This is a genomic window from Roseovarius tibetensis, from assembly GCF_050896375.1.
GTDB classification, from domain to species: Bacteria; Pseudomonadota; Alphaproteobacteria; order Rhodobacterales; family Rhodobacteraceae; genus Roseovarius; species Roseovarius tibetensis.
This window is the reverse complement of record NZ_JBPBBB010000030.1, coordinates 1-17,783: the sequence shown is the minus strand read 5'-3', so window position 1 is coordinate 17,783 and position 17,783 is coordinate 1. Positions and strand designations below refer to the sequence as shown.

The 17,783-nt window shown below is 64.6% G+C and carries 16 protein-coding genes and 1 tRNA gene; 14 read left to right on the top strand and 3 right to left on the bottom strand.

The window, feature by feature from the left end:
* Positions 1-5: 5 nt before the first annotated feature.
* Entirely contained in the window at positions 6-707 is a 702-nt protein-coding gene (locus ACROSR_RS15580) for a response regulator transcription factor (RefSeq protein WP_432686674.1), read from the bottom strand.
* Positions 704-2,611, bottom strand: a complete 1,908-nt coding sequence (locus tag ACROSR_RS15575; RefSeq protein WP_432686672.1) for a hybrid sensor histidine kinase/response regulator — start codon at positions 2,609-2,611, stop codon at positions 704-706. Before ACROSR_RS15575 ends, ACROSR_RS15580 begins: the two co-directional genes overlap by 4 nt.
* A gap of 233 nt (positions 2,612-2,844) precedes the next feature.
* Between ACROSR_RS15575 and ACROSR_RS15570 the strand changes: the two genes are divergently transcribed.
* From ACROSR_RS15570 to ACROSR_RS15535, 8 genes are all read left to right on the top strand, one after another.
* The gene (locus tag ACROSR_RS15570; RefSeq protein WP_432686670.1) at positions 2,845-4,788 is read left to right on the top strand and encodes an AMP-binding protein; all 1,944 of its coding nucleotides are present in this window, start codon (positions 2,845-2,847) and stop codon (positions 4,786-4,788) included.
* A complete protein-coding gene (locus tag ACROSR_RS15565) occupies positions 4,785-5,606 on the top strand; it encodes an ABC transporter ATP-binding protein (protein WP_432686668.1) in 822 nt (273 codons plus the stop codon). Before ACROSR_RS15570 ends, ACROSR_RS15565 begins: the two co-directional genes overlap by 4 nt.
* Positions 5,607-5,707: 101 nt before the next feature.
* On the top strand, positions 5,708-6,694 hold the full coding sequence (locus ACROSR_RS15560) for a branched-chain amino acid ABC transporter permease (RefSeq protein WP_432686666.1): 987 nt from the start codon (positions 5,708-5,710) through the stop codon (positions 6,692-6,694).
* A gap of 4 nt (positions 6,695-6,698) precedes the next feature.
* Positions 6,699-6,950: a hypothetical protein gene (locus ACROSR_RS15555; RefSeq protein ID WP_432686664.1), complete on the top strand. Its 252-nt coding sequence runs from the start codon at positions 6,699-6,701 to the stop codon at positions 6,948-6,950.
* Positions 6,950-8,026: a branched-chain amino acid ABC transporter permease gene (locus ACROSR_RS15550; RefSeq protein ID WP_432686662.1), complete on the top strand. Its 1,077-nt coding sequence runs from the start codon at positions 6,950-6,952 to the stop codon at positions 8,024-8,026. The genes ACROSR_RS15555 and ACROSR_RS15550 overlap by 1 nt, the downstream gene beginning before the upstream one ends.
* Positions 8,027-8,100: 74 nt before the next feature.
* Entirely contained in the window at positions 8,101-9,387 is a 1,287-nt protein-coding gene (locus tag ACROSR_RS15545) for an ABC transporter substrate-binding protein (RefSeq protein ID WP_432686660.1), read from the top strand.
* Between the two features lie 110 nt (positions 9,388-9,497).
* On the top strand, positions 9,498-10,322 hold the full coding sequence (locus tag ACROSR_RS15540; RefSeq protein ID WP_432686658.1) for an ABC transporter ATP-binding protein: 825 nt from the start codon (positions 9,498-9,500) through the stop codon (positions 10,320-10,322).
* Between the two features lie 45 nt (positions 10,323-10,367).
* Positions 10,368-11,588, top strand: coding sequence for a phenylacetate--CoA ligase family protein (locus ACROSR_RS15535; protein ID WP_432686656.1), 1,221 nt, complete (start codon positions 10,368-10,370; stop codon positions 11,586-11,588).
* A 71-nt stretch (positions 11,589-11,659) separates the two neighbouring features.
* On the opposite strand, the gene ACROSR_RS15530 is transcribed toward ACROSR_RS15535, so the two are convergent.
* Positions 11,660-12,904, bottom strand: coding sequence for an NAD(P)/FAD-dependent oxidoreductase (locus tag ACROSR_RS15530; protein WP_432686654.1), 1,245 nt, complete (start codon positions 12,902-12,904; stop codon positions 11,660-11,662).
* Positions 12,905-13,137: 233 nt separating this feature from the next.
* On the opposite strand from ACROSR_RS15530, the gene ACROSR_RS15525 reads away from it, so the two are divergent.
* From ACROSR_RS15525 to ACROSR_RS15500, 6 genes are all read left to right on the top strand, one after another.
* Positions 13,138-13,893 carry a CDP-alcohol phosphatidyltransferase family protein gene (locus tag ACROSR_RS15525; RefSeq protein WP_432686652.1) on the top strand — a complete coding sequence of 252 codons (756 nt, stop codon included), beginning with the start codon at positions 13,138-13,140 and terminating at the stop codon, positions 13,891-13,893.
* Positions 13,890-14,564, top strand: a complete 675-nt coding sequence (locus ACROSR_RS15520) for a hypothetical protein (RefSeq protein ID WP_432686650.1) — start codon at positions 13,890-13,892, stop codon at positions 14,562-14,564. Before ACROSR_RS15525 ends, ACROSR_RS15520 begins: the two co-directional genes overlap by 4 nt.
* Complete coding sequence (locus ACROSR_RS15515; RefSeq protein ID WP_432686648.1) at positions 14,476-15,525, top strand: sulfatase-like hydrolase/transferase; 1,050 nt, start codon at positions 14,476-14,478, stop codon at positions 15,523-15,525. Before ACROSR_RS15520 ends, ACROSR_RS15515 begins: the two co-directional genes overlap by 89 nt.
* Complete coding sequence (locus ACROSR_RS15510; RefSeq protein WP_432686646.1) at positions 15,525-16,475, top strand: lysylphosphatidylglycerol synthase transmembrane domain-containing protein; 951 nt, start codon at positions 15,525-15,527, stop codon at positions 16,473-16,475. The genes ACROSR_RS15515 and ACROSR_RS15510 overlap by 1 nt, the downstream gene beginning before the upstream one ends.
* Positions 16,476-16,529: 54 nt before the next feature.
* Positions 16,530-17,264 carry an FkbM family methyltransferase gene (locus ACROSR_RS15505; RefSeq protein ID WP_432686644.1) on the top strand — a complete coding sequence of 245 codons (735 nt, stop codon included), beginning with the start codon at positions 16,530-16,532 and terminating at the stop codon, positions 17,262-17,264.
* 138 nt (positions 17,265-17,402) lie between these two features.
* Positions 17,403-17,479 (top strand) — tRNA-Arg (locus ACROSR_RS15500).
* Positions 17,480-17,783 lie beyond the last annotated feature (304 nt).

The window sequence follows — 17,783 nt, the reverse complement described above, 5'->3', positions numbered from 1 at the left end:
TTCCGTCACTCCCACGTCACGTCGCCCAGAAAGATGTAACCCGCGCCGTAGATCGTCTTGATCAGCCGCGGGTTGCGGGGGTCCTCGCGCAGCTTGGTGCGCAGCCGCGAAATTCGCACATCCATCGCGCGGTCAAAGCTTTCGCCGGCGGCACCGCCAAGCGCCTCCTGCATCGTCTGCCGCGAGATCAGGCGCTTGGGCCTGTCGAGAAAGAGCCGCAGCACCTGGCCTTCGGCGTGCGAGAACGCGGTTTCCGCGCCCGTCGCATCCGCCAGCACATAGCGGTCGAACTGCGCGGTCCAGCCATTGAACCGCGCCACGGCGCTGGTTTGCGGGGTGGGCGCGCCACGGCGCAGGCGGGCGCGGATGCGGGCCACCACCTCGGCCGGATCGAAGGGCTTGATGATGTAGTCGTCGGCGCCAAGCTCCAGCCCCGTCACCCGATCCTGCACCTGCGCGCGGCCCGAGATGATGATCACCGTCGCCCCCTGTTCAAGCGCCAGCCGGTGCACAAGCGCCAGCCCGTCGCGATCCGGCAGCGACAGATCCACAAGGCAGACATCCGGCCGGGCCTGGCGCAAGGCGGCCTCGAATTCGGTGGCGCGCCCGAAGGCCATGGTGCGAAATCCCGCCTCGCCAAGGGCATCGGCGAGCATCGTGCGGATCTCGGGCTCGTCGTCGAGGATTGTCACCAGCGGGGCGGTCATGGCGTGTCCGCCGCCCTGAGCGCCGCATCGAGCTGTCCGGCGGTGAAGGGTTTGCGCAGCACCGGCGCGCGGCCTGCGGCGGCAAGGCTGCGCGGGTCGGCGGGCGGCAGCGATGTCATCAGGATCAGCGGGCATTCGCGCCCCTGTGGCATGTCCGCCAGGTCGAGCCCGGTTCCCGGCCCTTCCAGCACGATATCGGACAGCACCGCGGATATCTCCGGCAGGTTGGCGATCAGCGCGCGCGCCTCGTCGACGCTGGTGGCTTCGATCACGCTGTGGCCCGCGCCGCGCAGCATGTCACGCAGGGTGCTGCGCAGGTCGGGGCTGTCCTCGACCAGCAGCACAAGGCCGTGCGGACGCGCCGCGCCGGCGGTGCGCAGCGGCAGGCGCAGGGCCACGCGCCCGCCCTGTGCGGTATTGCCAAGGGTGACGCGGCCACCGGCGAGTTTCGTCATGTCATAGACCATCGACAAGCCCAGGCCCGAGCCCTCGCCCCCCTTGGTGGTGAAGAACGGATCGAGCGCGTGGCGCCTCGCCTCGTCGCTGAACCCCGGTCCGGTGTCGTACACCACGAATTCGAGCCATGTTTCCTGAACGGGGCGCGCGGTCACGGTGATCCGGCCCGTGCCCCCGCAGGCATCGCGCGCGTTCAGCACGAGGTTGAGAAGCGAATCCTGAAGCATCCCCGCATCGAGCAGGTAGCGGTCGGTGATGCCGCCGGTGTCGATCCGCAGCGAGATGCCCGAGGGCAGGGTGGACCGTGCCAGCGTTTCCAGATCACCGAAAAACGCGGTCAGATCGGTCGGCACAGGCTCATGTTCGCGCGGGCCGGTCATGTCGGCGATCCGAATCAGAAGACCGCCCCCGCGCCGTGCCGCGGCCAGCGTGGCGTTGACAAGGTCCTGACCCGTGTCCGGCAGATCCATCCGGCCAAGACGCGACTGCATGCCCAGGATGATCGTCAGCAGGTTCGAGAAATCATGCGCCAGCCCCGAGGTCAGCTGTGCTGCCATCTCGCGACGGCGGGTCTGTTGCAGGGCCGCGCGCGTCTGGCTTTCGCGGGTGATGTCCATCGACAGGGTATAGACACCGCCGCTGGTCGGGTCCGGCGTCAGCGCCACCCGGATGCGGCGGCCGCTGGCCTCGTGGGTGAATTCGAACACCGACGGCTGCCCGGCATAGGCGCGGTCGAGCTCGGGCCGGATCTGCGACCATGGCTGTGGTCCGAGCACCTCGGCGACATGCACGCCGATCAGGTCGGCGCGCGAGCCGGGCATCACCGAGGTCAGGCGCCGGTTGGAATAGGTGTAGCAGCGGTCGGGGCCGACATGCGCGATATGCGCGGGCATCATCTCGGCGGTCAGGCGGGTGCGCGCCTCGGCCTCGGTGATCTGGCGCTTGGCCTCTTCAAGGGCGGTAATGGTTGCCTCAAGTTCGCGGTTGGCCGCCGAAAGATCCTCGGAATAACTCAGAAGCTGATCCGACAGCTCTTCCGAGCGTGCGCGCAACAACGCCTCCTGCCGCTTGGTCGTGGTGATGTCGGTATAGACGGTGACCCAGCCGCCCTCTGGCAGCGGCGAGCCCTCGACGCTGATCGTGCGGCCGTTGGCGCGGGTGCGTTCCATGTAATGCGGCTCGAACGCGCGGGCGGTCTCGACACGGATGGCGACGAAGGCATCGACATCGCCGACATCGCCGTAATCACCGCGCGCGGCGAGGTAGTGGATCGTGTCGGCGAAATCGACCCCCGGCGTCACCAGCCTATCGGGCAGCGCGAACATCTCCTGGAAACGGCGGTTGCAGACGGCGAGGCGCAGATCGCGGTCATAGATGGTCAGCGCCTGCTGAATGAGGTTCAGCCCGGCCATTGTCATTGCGTCGCGATCGGCGTGGCCGGAGCGCATGCATCGGTCCTCCCATCGACTTGGGTAACACCCGACTGGCGGGTCGCAAAGCGGTGTCGCGCGGCCTGTTACAATTTGTAAGGATTGCGCAATGTTCAGGAAAAAGTTGACGCAGAAACATTATCGGGCACGCTTTGAGGCAGGGAAGAATCGCCTGAAGGTGATCGCATGCCCGTGGGAGCGGGCAAAGGGGAGGATCAATTTTGGCACAGCCGTCACAGGCGACGGACGGGATGGATTCCGTCCCGGCGCTGTTGCAACGCAACGCCACGCGCTACGCGGACAGGCCCGCGTATCGCGAAAAGGAATTCGGCATCTGGCAAAGCTGGACGTGGGCCGAGGCCGAACGGGAAATCGAGGCGCTCGCGCTCGGATTGCTCAACCTTGGCGTGGACGAGGGCGATTTCATCGCCGTAATCGGTCGAAACCGCCCGCATTTCTACTGGTCCATGGTTGCCGCGCAATCCGTGGGCGCGATCCCCGTGCCACTGTATCAGGACGCCGCCGCCGACGAGATGGCCTATGTCATGGACCATTGCGGCGCGCGCTTTGCCATTGTCGAGGATCAGGAACAGGTCGACAAGCTGATCGAGGTGCAAGAGGACCTGCATCAGCTTCAGCACATGATCTATGTCGACGCGCGTGGCCTGCGGAAATATGACCATTCCAAGCTGCACCGCTTTGTCGACATCCAGGAGCAGGGGCGCGCGGCGCATTACGAATTTTTCGACACGCTCAAGGCCCGCCGCGAAAAGCTGGATTACGACAGCGTTTGCGTGATGCTTTACACGAGCGGCACCACCGGCAAGCCCAAGGGCGTGGTGCTCAGCAATCGTAACATCATCGAGGCGTCGAAATCCTCGGCCGAGTTCGACAATCTCGCCCGCGACGAAGAGGTGCTTGCCTACCTGCCGATGGCCTGGGTCGGCGATTTCATCTTTTCCATCGGGCAGGCCTATTGGTGCGGCTTCTGTGTCAATTGTCCCGAAAGCCCCGAGACGATGCAGACCGACTTGCGCGAGATCGGGCCGACCTATTATTTCGCGCCGCCGCGCGTCTTCGAGACCCAGCTGACCAATGTGATGATCCGGATGGAGGATGCCAGCCGCTTCAAGAAATGGCTGTTCGATACCTTCATGGCGCATGCGCGGCGGGTTGGACCGGCAATCCTTGACGGTCGGCAGGTCGGTGGCTGGGACCGGTTCAAATACACCGTGGGCAACGTGCTGGTCTATGGCCCGCTGAAGGACACCCTGGGGTTGTCGCGCGTGCGCGTCGGCTACACGGCGGGCGAGGCGATCGGACCCGAGATCTTCGATTTCTACCGCTCGCTCGGCATCAATCTCAAGCAGCTTTACGGCCAGACCGAGGCGTCGGTGTTCATCACTCTGCAACCCGATGGCGAGGTGCGCAGCGACACGGTCGGCGTGCCCGCGCCCGGTGTCGAGGTGCGCATCGACGCCACCGGCGAGGTTTATTACCGTGGGCCCGGCGTGTTTGAATATTATTACAAGAACGCCGAGAGCACCGCCAAGACCAAGGATTCCGACGGCTGGGTCGCCACCGGCGATGCCGGGTTCTTCGAGGACGGCTCGGGGCACCTGCGGATCATCGACCGCGCCAAGGATGTGGGCAAGATGGCCGATGGCCGGATGTTCGCGCCCAAGTATGTCGAGAACAAGCTGAAATTCTACCCGAACATCCTCGAGGCGGTGGTGTTCGGCAATGACCAGGAAATGTGCGCGGCGTTCATCAATATCGACCTCACGGCGGTCGGCAACTGGGCCGAGCGCAACAATATCGGGTACGCCTCGTATCAGGAACTGGCCGGCAACCCGCGCGTTCTGGACATGATCCAGGGCCATGTCGAGGAGGTCAATCGCAGCCTGTCCGAGGACCCGATGCTGGCGCATTGCCAGGTGAATCGCTTTCTCGTCCTGCACAAGGAGCTTGATGCCGACGATGGCGAGATGACGCGCACCCGCAAGGTGCGGCGCGGCGTGATATCGGAGAAGTTCGCGGATCTGGTGGACGCGCTCTACGACGGCTCGCGCGAAATCCACACCACCACCGAGGTCACCTACGAGGACGGGCGCAAGGGGGCGATCAGCGCGACGCTGGAGATCCGCGATGCCGCGGTGGTACCCATCGAGACAGCAAAGGCGGCGGCGGAATGAACGACATGACCCCCGAAGGCTACACCACCGAGGATGGCCGCAAGATCGGAGGTGTGGTGATGGACATGCGCAACATCACCCTGCGCTTCGGCGGCGTGGTGGCGATCAAGGATATCAGCTTTGACATCCGCGAGGGCGAGATCCGCGCTATTATCGGACCCAACGGCGCCGGTAAATCCTCTATGCTCAACGTCATCAGCGGCTTTTACAAACCGCAGGAGGGCGAGGTCTGGTACAAGGGCGAAAGGCGCCCGGACATGAAACCCTACCAGGTGGCGCAGCAGGGCATCGCCCGCACATTCCAGAATATCGCGCTGTTCGAGGGGATGACGGTGCTTGACAACGTGATGACGGGACGCATCCGGCAGATGCGGGCCGGGCTTCTGTCCCAGGCTATCTGGAAAGGCCGGGCCGAACGCGAAGAGGTCGAGAACCGCGCGGTTGTCGAGCGCATCATCGACTTTCTCGAAATCCAGCATATCCGGAAAACGCCGGTGGGGCGTCTGCCCTACGGCCTGAAAAAGCGCGTCGAGCTGGCGCGCGCGCTGGCGGCCGAGCCGTCGATCCTGCTGCTCGACGAGCCCATGGCGGGCATGAACGTCGAAGAGAAAGAAGACATGAGCCGCTTCATCCTCGATCTCAACGACGAGTTCGGGACCACCATCGCGTTGATCGAGCATGACATGGGCGTGGTCATGGACCTGTCCGACCGCGTCGTGGTGATGGATTACGGCAAGAAGATCGGCGACGGCTCGCCGGACGAGGTGCGGCGCAACCAAGCGGTTATCGACGCTTATCTGGGTGTCGCGCATGACTGATATCGCAGGGCGGGATCACCTCGGATCGGGCGGACACGGTACGGCGAGCGACCAAACGCGCGGTGGGGTCGCCAGCACACGAGCACATGGGAGACACTTTGATGCCTGATCAACTGGTTTGGGGAATGGAGGTCTTTCTCAACGGCCTGATGACCGGGGTGCTGTATTCGCTGGTCGCGCTCGGGTTCGTGCTGATCTTCAAGGCGTCGGGGATCTTCAATTTCAGCCAGGGCGTGCTCGCGCTTTTCGCGGCGATGACGCTGGTCGGGATCATGGAAGGCCGCGTGCCGTTTTCGCACTTGATCAACGCCACCTTCGGCACGGATATACACTATTTCGGCTGGACGGTGCCCGCGTTCGCGGCGATCCTCTTGACGATGGTGGTGATGGTGGCGCTGGCCTGGGCGGTCAATCAGTTCATCTTCCGGCATCTCGTCGGGCAGGAGCCGATCATCCTGTTCATGGCGACCATCGGTCTTGCCTATTTCCTCGAAGGATTTGGCGACTTGATGTGGGGCAGCGATATCAAGACCCTCGATGTGGGCCTGCCGCAGGGCATCAACGAGACCATCGACGAGGTGACCTACGAGATCTTCGGCTACGGGTTTTTCATCGACAATCTCGACATCTCCGCGACGATCGTGGCGGCGCTGCTGGTGATCGCGTTGGTGATGTTCGCGCAATACACCAAATACGGCCGGGCGATGCGCGCGGTGGCCGACGACCATCAGGCGGCGTTGTCGGTGGGTATCTCGCTCAAGTTCATCTGGATCATGGTCTGGTCGCTGGCGGGGTTCGTGGCGCTGGTCGCGGGCATCATGTGGGGCACCAAGTCCGGCGTGCAGTTCTCGCTGTCGCTGATCGCGCTGAAGGCCCTGCCGGTGTTGATGCTGGGCGGCTTCACCTCGATCCCCGGCGCTATCGTCGGCGGCCTGATCATCGGGGTTGGCGAAAAGATGTTCGAGTTCCTTGTCGGACCGATGCTGGGTGGCGCGACTGAGAACTGGTTCGCCTATGTGCTGGCGCTGCTTGTGCTCGTCTTCAGGCCGCAGGGCCTGTTCGGCGAGAAGATCATCGAAAGGGTATAGGCCGATGCAGAAACTGATCGCCATCGTCAACGTGATCGCCTGGGCCGGGTTCTGGGCCTTCGGGTATCTCGCGATTTCGGCACGGGCGGGCAATGCCGGCCAGATGGTCACCGCCGCGATCCTTGCGGCCCTCGGCGGGGCGGTTGGCCTGCTCGCCTATCTGCGGCTTGTGCGCGACGCTGAACGATCGGGCTATGCGCGGCCCGCAAACCGCGCGCGGATGCGCGACGAAGACATCCCCAAGGAGGTCGTGTAATGTTTTACCGTGAGGCGGGGGATTTCAAGACCTCCTACACCGCAGACAGCCAGACATTCCCGATCCGGTTCGATCGCTACCGCTATTACGCGGTGCTGGTCGCCGCCTTCGCGGTGGTGCCGTTCGTGATCAACGACTACTGGGTCAATGCGATCTTCCTGCCGTTCCTGATCTATTCGATCGCGGCGATCGGCCTGAATATCCTCGTGGGGTATTGCGGGCAGGTCAGCCTTGGCACCGGGGGCTTCATGGCCGTGGGCGCCTATGCGTGCTACAAGCTGATGACCAGCTTTCCGGATGTGAACATCTTCTTTCACATCATCATCGCCGGGGGCATCACCGCCGCCGTGGGCGTTCTCTTCGGCCTGCCATCGCTGCGCATCAAGGGGTTCTACCTTGCCGTGGCCACATTGGCCGCGCAGTTCTTTCTGGTCTGGCTGTTCAACCGTGTGCCGTGGTTCTACAACTACTCGGCCTCGGGTCAGATCAGCGCGCCCGAGCGCACCATTCTCGGTGTGCCGATCACCGGTGCCGAGACCGCGCCCTGGGCCGCGTATCTTTTCTGCCTTGTCTTCGTGCTTGCCTCGGCGATTGTCGCGCGCAATCTGACGCGCGGCATGGCAGGGCGCAAATGGATGGCCATTCGCGACATGGATATCGCCGCCGAAATCATCGGGGTGAACCCGCTCAAGGCCAAGCTGAGCGCCTTTGCCGTGTCGTCGTTCTTCGTCGGTGTCTCGGGTGCGCTGTTCTTCGCGGTCTATCTGGGCGCGGTCGAAGTGGGCGAGGTGTTCGGCATCAACAAGTCGTTCCTTGTGCTTTTCATGGTCATCATCGGCGGGCTTGGGTCGATCTTCGGCAGCTTTGCGGGCGCCGCGTTCCTCGTGCTTCTGCCGGTGCTTCTGAAAAACGTTCTGGTCGGCGGGCTCGGCTGGCCCACGGATCTGGCATCGCATTTGGAGTTGGTCATCGTCGGCGGGCTGATCATCGTCTTTCTGGTCGCCGAGCCGCACGGCCTGGCACAGCTCTGGCGCGTGGCGAAGGAGAAACTGAGGCTGTGGCCCTTTCCGCATTGAGGGCGCGTGACATACGCGGCGGGGTGCAAGATGCCCCGCGCGACATCGGATAAAACCAAGGGAGGAACTCACCGATGAGACAGAAACTACTGATGGCGGCGACCGCCGCCGCGCTGGCCGCGGGACCGGCGGTCGCAGAACTGACGATCGTCGATACCAGCTATCGCACCGGACCCTACGCCGCGAATGGTATCCCGTTCTCGGACGGCTACCAGGACTATTTCACCCTGCTCAACCAGCGTGATGGCGGCATCGGGGGCGAGCGGATCAATCTCGTGGAATGCGAGACAGGCTACAACACCGAACAGGGTGTCGAGTGCTACGAGTCCACCAAGGGCGCCGGCGACGGGGCGCTGGTCTATCAGCCGCTTTCGACGGGCATCACCTACCAGCTGATCCCCAAGGCCAGCGCCGACGGCATTCCCATGCACACCATGGGCTACGGGCGGACCTCGGCCAAGAACGGCTCGGTGTTCAAGTGGATCTTCAACTATCCCGCCAATTACTGGGATGGGGCGAGCCACGCGATCACCCATATCCTCAACGAGAACGGCGGCGATATCAGCGGTCGCAAGATCGCGCTGGTCTACCACAACTCGGCTTATGGCAAGGAGCCGATCCGGACACTGGAAAATCTCGCGGAAAAGCACGGCTTCGAGCTGATGCTGCTGCCTGTCGACCATCCCGGCCAGGAGCAGGGGTCGCAATGGTTGCAGATCCGTCGGCAGCAGCCCGACAACGTGATCATGTGGGGCTGGGGCGTGATGAACCAGGTCGCCATCCAGGAAGCGGTGAACATTCGCTATCCGATGGACCAGTTCATCGGCATCTGGTGGTCCGGCTCGGAAAACGACGTGAAATCCGCAGGCGCGAAGGCCGATGGGTACAAGGCGCTGACCTTCCACAACCTCGGATCGGATTACCCGGTCTATGACGATATTCAGCAGCATGTCGTCGATACCGGCAATGCCGCGGGCGCGGGCGATCAACTCGGGACCGTGCTATATAACCGTGGCATGTATGCCGCGATGCTGGCCGCCGAAGCCGTGAAGACCGCGCAGGAGATGCACGGCACGAGCGCGATCGACGCGGCACAGATGCGTGACGGCATGGAAAACCTCGAGATGACCGAAGAGAAGATGGCGGCCCTCGGCCTGCCGAACTTCGGTCCCGAGTTCACGGTAAGCTGTGCAAACCACGGCGGCAACGGCTTTGGCGCCGTGTCGCAATGGAACGCGGAGGCCGGGGAGTTCGAATTGATCACCGATTATTTTCAATCGGACCAGGAGATCATCTCGCGGCTCGTGAAAGAGGACTCCATGCAGTACGCCGAGGAGAACGATATCGAGCCGCGCTGCTGAGGCGTGATCACGGGGGCCGGCTGCCGCACCGTGCGGCGGCCGGTCGATTTCGAGTATTTCTGGAAAGATGAAGACGGGCGCGCCCCGTCAGTCCAAGGCGGAGTAGTCTGATGCTGGATGCGTCCGAACGCGACGAGCCGCTTCTCGCGGTCAACAATATCGAGGTGATCTACAATCACGTGATCCTCGTGCTGAAGGGTGTCAGCCTCGATGTTCCCAAGGGCGGCATCACCGCGCTTCTCGGCGGCAACGGGGCCGGCAAGACGACGACGCTCAAGGCGGTGTCCAACCTGTTGAAATCGGAACGCGGCGAGGTCACCAAGGGAACGATCAGGTATCGTGGCGAGCGTGTGCAGGATTTTTTGCCTTCTGACCTGGTGAAACGTGGCGTGGTCCAGGTCATGGAAGGTCGGCATTGCTTCGAGCATCTGACGGTCGAGGAGAACCTGTTGACGGGCGCGTATGTCCGCGGCGCCTCGCGGGCCGAGATCGATGCGGATCTGGACATGGTCTACGAGTATTTTCCGCGCATCAAGGAACGCCGGCGCAGCCAGGCGGGCTATGCCTCGGGGGGGGAGCAGCAGATGGTGGCGATCGGCCGGGCGCTGATGGCCCGGCCCGAGACGATCCTGCTGGACGAGCCGTCGATGGGCCTGGCCCCGCAACTGGTCGAGCAGATCTTCGGGATCGTGAAATCCCTCAACGAAGAGCAGGGATATACCTTTCTTCTGGCCGAGCAGAACACCAATGTCGCGCTGCGCTTCGCGCATTACGGGTATATTCTGGAATCCGGGCGCGTGGTGATGGACGGCCCGGCCGGGGATCTGCGCGAGAACCCCGACGTCAAGGAGTTCTATCTCGGGATGTCCGATGAGGGGCGCAAATCGTTCCGGGATGTGCGCAGCTATCGGCGGCGCAAGAGGTGGCTTGCATGACGCTGTCGCGACCGCCTATTCACACTCGCGCCAAAGGATGATGGCATGACGCAGTATTACGACCGGCTTGAGATCCGCAGCGCAGGCGAACGCGCCGAGGCGCTGTCCCGCGACCTGCCCGAGCAGATTGCCCGCGCGCAAACCCTGTCGGGCTATGGCGCCGCGTTGGACGCGGTCGAGCCGCAGCGGATCACCGATGTCGCAGATCTTGCATCGCTGCCGATCCTGCGAAAATCCGATCTGGGCCGCGCACAGGGCGAGGCCGCTCCTTTCGGCGGCCTGACGCGCAGTCCGGCGCATGAGTTCGGGCACGTGTTTCAATCGCCCGGCCCGATCTATGAGCCGGGCGGGATCAGCCACGACTGGTGGCGTGTCGGCCGGTTCCTGCATGCCTGCGGCGTGGGGCCGGGGGATATCGTGCAGAACTGTTTTGGCTATCACCTGACGCCTGCCGGCATGATCTTCGAGAGCGGCGCGCGGGCCGTGGGGGCCGCCGTGCTGCCGGCCGGTACCGGCCAAACCGAATTGCAGGCCCGCGCGGCGCATGACGTCGGGGTGACGGTCTATGCCGGAACGCCCGATTACCTGAAGGTCATCCTCGACAAGGCCGACGAGATGGGGCTGACGCTGGCGATCACGAAGGCAGCGGTCGGGGGCGGGGCGTTGTTCCCGTCGCTTCGGTCCGAATACGCGGATCGCGGGATCACCTGCCTGCAATGCTACGCCACCGCGGATCTGGGCAACATCGCCTATGAAAGCGCGTCACAGGACGGCATGATCGTCGACGAGGGGGTGATCGTCGAGATCGTGCGCCCCGGAACCGGCGACCCGGTGGCGCCCGGTGAGGTTGGCGAGGTGGTGGTCACCACGCTCAACCCCGACTACCCGCTGATCCGCTTCGCAACCGGCGATCTCAGCGCGGTGATGGAGGGGGCAAGCCCCTGCGGGCGGACCAACATGCGCATCAAGGGATGGATGGGCCGCGCGGATCAGACGACCAAGATAAAAGGCATGTTCGTGCGCCCCGAGCAGGTGGCGGCACTGGTGGCCGGGCACGACGCCATATCACGCGCTCGCGTGATCGCCAGCCGCGAGGGCGAGGCGGATGTCATGACCGTTCGCATCGAAGCCACGGGGGGCGGGGCCGAGCATTACGCCGAGGCGGTGAGTGAGACGCTGAAGCTGAAAGGGCGTATCGAGATCGTGCCGCCCGGCAGCCTGCCCAATGACGGCAAGGTGATCGAGGATCTGCGCAGCTACGATTGAGCCTGGTGTCGAAATCTTTCAAAGATTTCGAACCGCGATCTTTGAAAGATCGCGGCGCATGGTCTCAAAGGTCAGGTGAACCGGTTCGCGTCATAGGGCGAAAGGTCGATATTGGGGCGCCTGTCCGACACCAGATCGGCCACAAGTCGCCCGGTCTTCGGCCCCGCCGTCAGCCCGACATGCTGGTGACCGAAGGCCGCATGCACGCCGGTGCCCCCGATCTCGCCGATAAGCGGCAGGCTGTCGGGGGTGGAGGGCCGAAAGCCCATCCATTCCGTGACCGTGTCATATGTCAGATCCGGAAAGACCCGCGCCGTCTCGCGGCGGATGAGATCGAGCGGCGCGCGAGACGGTCCCTTGGCGATGCCACCCAACTCGACCGTGCCGGCACAGCGCAGCCCGTGTGCCATGGGATTGACCGCGAACTTGCCGCTGGAGATCATCAGCGGATGACGTGGCATCTGCGACGGCCCGGTGAAATGCAGGTGATAGCCGCGCTCGGCCTCCAGAGGCACGCGCAGCCCGAGCTTGCGCATGAGTTCTTTCGACCAGATCCCGGCGGCCAGCACGGCCCGGTCGCACGGCATTGGTCCGCGGTCCGTCTCGACCCGGCTGACGCGCCCGTCTTCCAGGGTGATGTCCTGAACCGTGGCCTGCCGGACCTCTCCGCCCTCGACCTCGAGCACCCTTGCCAGATCGGCCATGTAGCTGCCGGGATCAAGGATGTGGCCGTGCCCTTTCAAAAGCGCGAGGCACTGCGTCGCGGGGCCCAGCATCGGCTCGACCTCGCGCACGGCCTCGCCTGTCACAACCTCCGGCACATGTCCGGCGTCCCGTTTGATCGCCCATGAATAGGCATCGCCCTCAAACGCGGCGCGGTCGGCGTAGGCGTAGCCGAAATCGCTGGTGGCCAGCCACTTTTCCGCCAGCGTGCCGCGGACCAGCGCGCGGTGCTGATCGACGCTGTCGCCGACAAGCGGGATCAGCCCCTCGACCATCCGGGCAGTGTCACGGTCATTGGCATTGCGCGCGAACTGCCACAACCATGGCAGCAGGCGCGGCAGATAGGACCATTGCAGGAACAGCGGCGAGCGGGGGTTGGCAAGGTATTTGAAAGCTGTCGGGATGAGATCGGGTGTATTGACCGGCACCACCGCCCATTGCGCCAGCAGTCCGGCATTGCCCTGCGACGCGCCGGCACCGGGCCGGTCGCGGTCGACCAATGTCACATCATGGCCCGCCCGGCGCAGCCAGATCGCCGCGCTTAGCCCGCATATGCCGGCGCCGATGACGATGATCTTGAAGGGTTTGCTCAACAGGGCCTCTTGATGAAATCGTTAAAACCTGAACGTACGTAAACGCCGGAATGACGGGTCGGCAAGAGGGCATCAATGCGATCCAAGGGACATCCCAGGCATCGTCGCAGCACCGGCGTCGCATTACCAGGCAGGGTGTCGGTTACTTTCACGGATGTAGGCACCCGGAAATGCCCCTGCGACGCGATATTTCACGGGCTTGACCCCGCCGGGTTCGTGCTAAGGTATGAAGGATGTATAGCGTACACCCCGACATAAAGCGTTTCGCACGGCGCCCGCATCTGCCACGCGACGCGTCAGGCCGGGAGATGCGTTTCGCGGTGGCAGCACTTCTTGCGGCCGTGGTGGTCTGGGTGCTGTCGCGCGGCGTCTTCGACAGCAGCATCGTTCATGCGGCGGTCGTGACAGCGTTGCATCTGGGCGCGTGCGCGAGTGTCGCCGTGTTCATGCGCAGGACATATACGCACGCTGTGATAGGTCTGTGCAATCTTGTCACCCTTCTGCGCCTCGGCCTGACTATGTCGCTTGTGACGCCGCTGCTGGCGGGGACCGCACCGCCGGCCTGGGGGATCTTCACGGTGGGCGTGCTCGCGCTGAGCCTCGATGGTGTCGATGGATGGCTTGCCCGGCGCCAGGGACTGTCGTCGACGTTCGGCGCACGGTTCGACATGGAGGTCGACTCGGCGCTCAGCCTTGTACTCGCGTTGAACGCGCTCGTTGTGGGTAGTGTCGGCCCGGCAGTTCTGGTGCTGGGCGTGGCGCGCTATGTCTTCGGTGCGGCGGGTCTGGCCTTTCCGTGGCTTGCCCGCCCGCTGCCAGACCGGTTCGGGCGCAAGGTGGCCTGCGTGTTGCAGATCGGGGCGCTGATCGCGGTGCAGGCGCCGATCCTGTCGCCTGCATTGGGCGTGCTTGCGGTCGTCGTCGCGACACTTGCCCTTGCATGGTCGTTCGGGCGAGATGTTCTCTGGCTGTGGCGGAGGCGCGCATGAACCGGGCGACAATCCGGACCGGGCTGCAGCTCGTACTGGCTGCACTTGTGCTGCATCTGGCCCTGATCCAGCCGAACCACCCCGCGGCGTTGACCTGGCAGGCCCTGTTGCTGTTTCCGCTGGAATTGCCGGTCATCATGCTGGCGCTGCATGCGGCCGGCGGGGCTGTCGCCACGGGGCTGCGGATCGTACTGACCGTCGCGATCACCGTCCTGTGCGGTCTTAAAGCGGCCGATTTCGCGATGTTCACCGCGCTTGCGCGCGGGTTCAATCCGGTGGCGGACTTCGTGCTCATGGGGGCCGGCCTGCGGCTGCTTGCAGGGGCGATCGGTGTACTGCCAAGCGCCTTGGCCATACTGGGGGGCGTGGTCGCTCTTGGTGCGGTCGCATGGGCGACGTGGTGGGCCACCGGGGTCTGGGCCGCGCTGCCCCCGCCGCGTGCGGGGCGCGGAATTCCATTGGCGGGCGCGATTGTCTGCGCGGGATTGGCGGTCGCGCAGGTGGGGCACGTCATGGGCCGCTGGGGCCTGCCTGTCACCCCGCCCGGATCGGCCTTCAAAGCGCATCGGCATCGAACGCGCCGTGCTGGTCCGCGACACGCTGACCGAATTGCGGGCCTTCCGGGCCGCTGCGGCGATCGACCCGCGGGCCGGCGGGACCGGTTTCTTTGACCGGATCGACCGCGACGTGCTGATCGTCTTTGTCGAAAGCTATGGCCGAACCAGCCTGGACACGCCCTTTTACGCCGACACCCACCGCGAGACCCTCCGGCGGTCCGAGGCACGGCTCGACGGGTTGGGCCTGTCGATGGCGTCCGGTGTGTTGCGCGCGCCCACGCAGGGCGGGCAAAGCTGGCTGTCGCATGCCACGTTCGCCAACGGGCTGTGGGTCAGCGATCAGATCCGCTACGGGGCCGTGCTGGCCTCGGGACGAGAGACCCTGTTTCACCTCGCGGCGCGGTCGGGGTTTCACACAGCGGCGGTGATGCCGCAGATCACGCTGGCCTGGCCGGAGGCGCAGGTCATGGGGTTCGACACGATCCTGGCTGCGCGAGATCTGGGATACGCGGGCGCGCCGTTCAACTGGGTCACCATGCCCGATCAGTTCACATTCGTCGCGATGGATCGCGCTTTGCGTGATGATCCGCATGATGATCCGGTCTTCGTGCAGATGGCGATGGGATCGTCGCATGCGCCCTGGGTGCCGGTGCCAGACCTCGTCGACTGGGACGCCATCGACGACGGGCGCATCTTCGACGATATGGCGGCCGCGGGAGAGTCGCCGGCAGAGGTCTGGCGCGACCGCGACCGGGTGCGTGCGCAATACCGCAAGGCGATCGACTATGCGTTGTCCGTGGTGTTCGACTATGCCGCCCGGCACGCTGATGATCCGCCGCTGATGATCGTCGTGGGCGATCACCAGCCGGCCGAGTTCGTGGCGCTGGACGACCGGGCGGAGGTGCCGGTTCATATGATCGGACCCGCGCATCTTGTCGGGCCGATGGCGGCACTCGGCTGGGGGGACGGGCTAATACCGGACCCCGATACGCCGGTTCTGCGCATGGACCGCATGCGCGATCTGCTGATCGAGACATTCTCGTCGCCCGAAAACCGGAACGGGACGGGCGGATGATGGGGCACCGCGTGCCGCCCGCGCTGGCCCGCGCGGCGCAGGTCGTCCTTGCCGTGGCGATACTGGCGCTGTTGTGGCGCGTCGCCGGTGGCGGCGAGGCCGCGCGCAGTCTGACCTCGTCCGATCCGGTCTGGATTGCCGCCGCCCTCGCCGCGTTGACGCTGCAGACCGTGCTTTCCGCGATCCGCTGGAAGGTGACGGCGGCACAGCTTGGCATCCATCTGGAGACCCGCGCGGCATTACGCGAATATTACCTCGCGCAGGCGATCAACGTCTCCATGCCGGGCGGTATCCTCGGGGATGCGGGCCGGGCCGTCAGGGCGCGCGGTCAGGCTGGGCTGCTGGCGTCGGGGCAGGCCGTCCTGTTTGAGCGTCTGGCCGGTCAGGCGGGGCTTTTCGTGGTCATGGCGGTGACATTCGCGGTCACGCTGGCCCGCCCCGGTGGGATCGAGTGGCCGGGATGGCTGATCGCGGCGGTGGGTGTCGTCGTGGCGGGCGGGGTTTGCGTTCCGGTCGGTCTGCACGCGGCCACGCGGATACGCGGACGCATGGGGCAGACGTTGCGCGGATTCCGGGACGCGATGGTGCGGGCCTTGCTGGCGCGTCCGGTGATCGCGCGGCAGATCGTGCTCAGCCTTGCGACCACGGCATGCAACCTGGCCGCCTTCGCCTTTTGCGCGGTCGCGGTCGGCGAGGCGCTTGGGCCGGTCGCGGTCGCGGCCTTCGTGCCGCTCATTCTTCTGACGATGCTGGTGCCGGTGACGATCAGCGGCTGGGGCCTGCGCGAGGGCGCGGCGGTCGTGCTTTTTCCGCTGGCAGGTGGTACGGCAAGCGGCGGGCTGGCCGCCAGTGTCGCGTTCGGATTGACCCTGATCGTGGCGTCCCTGCCGGGCGCGTTGACCGTCCTGGCGCGGCGCGGACCCGACCCGTTGGCGCCACGGTGGCGGTGACCATGGGCTGGCCCGACGGCGGCCTGAAATGACAAGACCACGAAAGGGTAAGGCATGCGTCACTGGCTGGGATTCCTGCGATCATTGGTGATCTATCACAATCCCGCGACCATGCGCGCCTGGCGCCGGTTCTATGGCGATCTTCTTGATCCCCAGGATCTGGTCCTCGACGTCGGCGCGCATGTCGGCAGCCGCGCCCGCGCCATGCGCGCGGCGGGCGCACGTGTCGTCGCGATCGAGCCGCAACAGCCCTTTGCCGGGTTCCTGCGCCGGACGCTGCCGCGTGACATCACGCTGGTCGAGGCCGCTCTCGGTCGCGCCGAAACCGAGGCCGAGATGGCGGTGTCCTCGCGGCATCCGACGGTGTCTTCCTTGCGCACCGATTTCGTGACGGGGGCGGCCCATGCGCCGGGGTTCGAACATGTCAGATGGGATGCCACGCAAAGGGTGCGCATGGTCACGCTTGACGCTTTGATCGCGCGGTTTGGCCTGCCGCGTTATGTCAAGATCGACGTGGAGGGGTTCGAACTCGACGTGCTTTCGGGCCTGTCGCGCCCGGTACCGATGCTTTCGGTCGAATTCCTGCCGGGCTTCGTGCCCCTCACGACGGCGGTGATCGACCGGCTGGCCGAACTGGGCACGTACAGGTTCAATCCCGTGCAGGGCGAAACCGGGGGGTTCCTGTGGTCCGAGTGGCGCGACGGTGCGGCGGTGAAGGCGTGGCTTTCGACATTGCCGGCCGACGCGACATCCGGCGATCTTTTTGCACGGCTGCAAGCGCCGCCCTGAATACCGGGCCGCGCCCCGACACGATATCGTCGGCCATGAAAAATCCCGTCGATCCGGCGCATATCGATTTTTCTTTTGATCCCGTCACGCTGGGGCGGTAGTAACCCGGTATGGCGGGCATATGGCCTGCCCTCATGCGACTCCGTAGCTCAGCTGGATAGAGCAAGTGACTTCTAATCACTAGGTCGGGGGTTCAAGTCCTCCCGGGGTCGCCACCATGCCATTCATCAGGCGCGTGTCGATGGGGCATATGGGTGCGCAAAACGGCGTTTTTTGCTGCACACCGTGTCAAGCGTAAATCTGCATGGCCGCGTATAATTTTAACAAGATACTGATAATATTTGATATTCTAGATGCGCCTCGTCTAAGAGGAAAAACGGCGGGAGTTTTCTGGAAGCCGAAGGTCTGAGCGTTGCCGCGAGGCTCTCAAGCCAAACCGTTCGGTCGTGTCGCGAAGTTGGTTGAAATTTGAATGTGGCGTAATCTCCGGGTGACTCGAAACCACCCAATCCGGCGGCT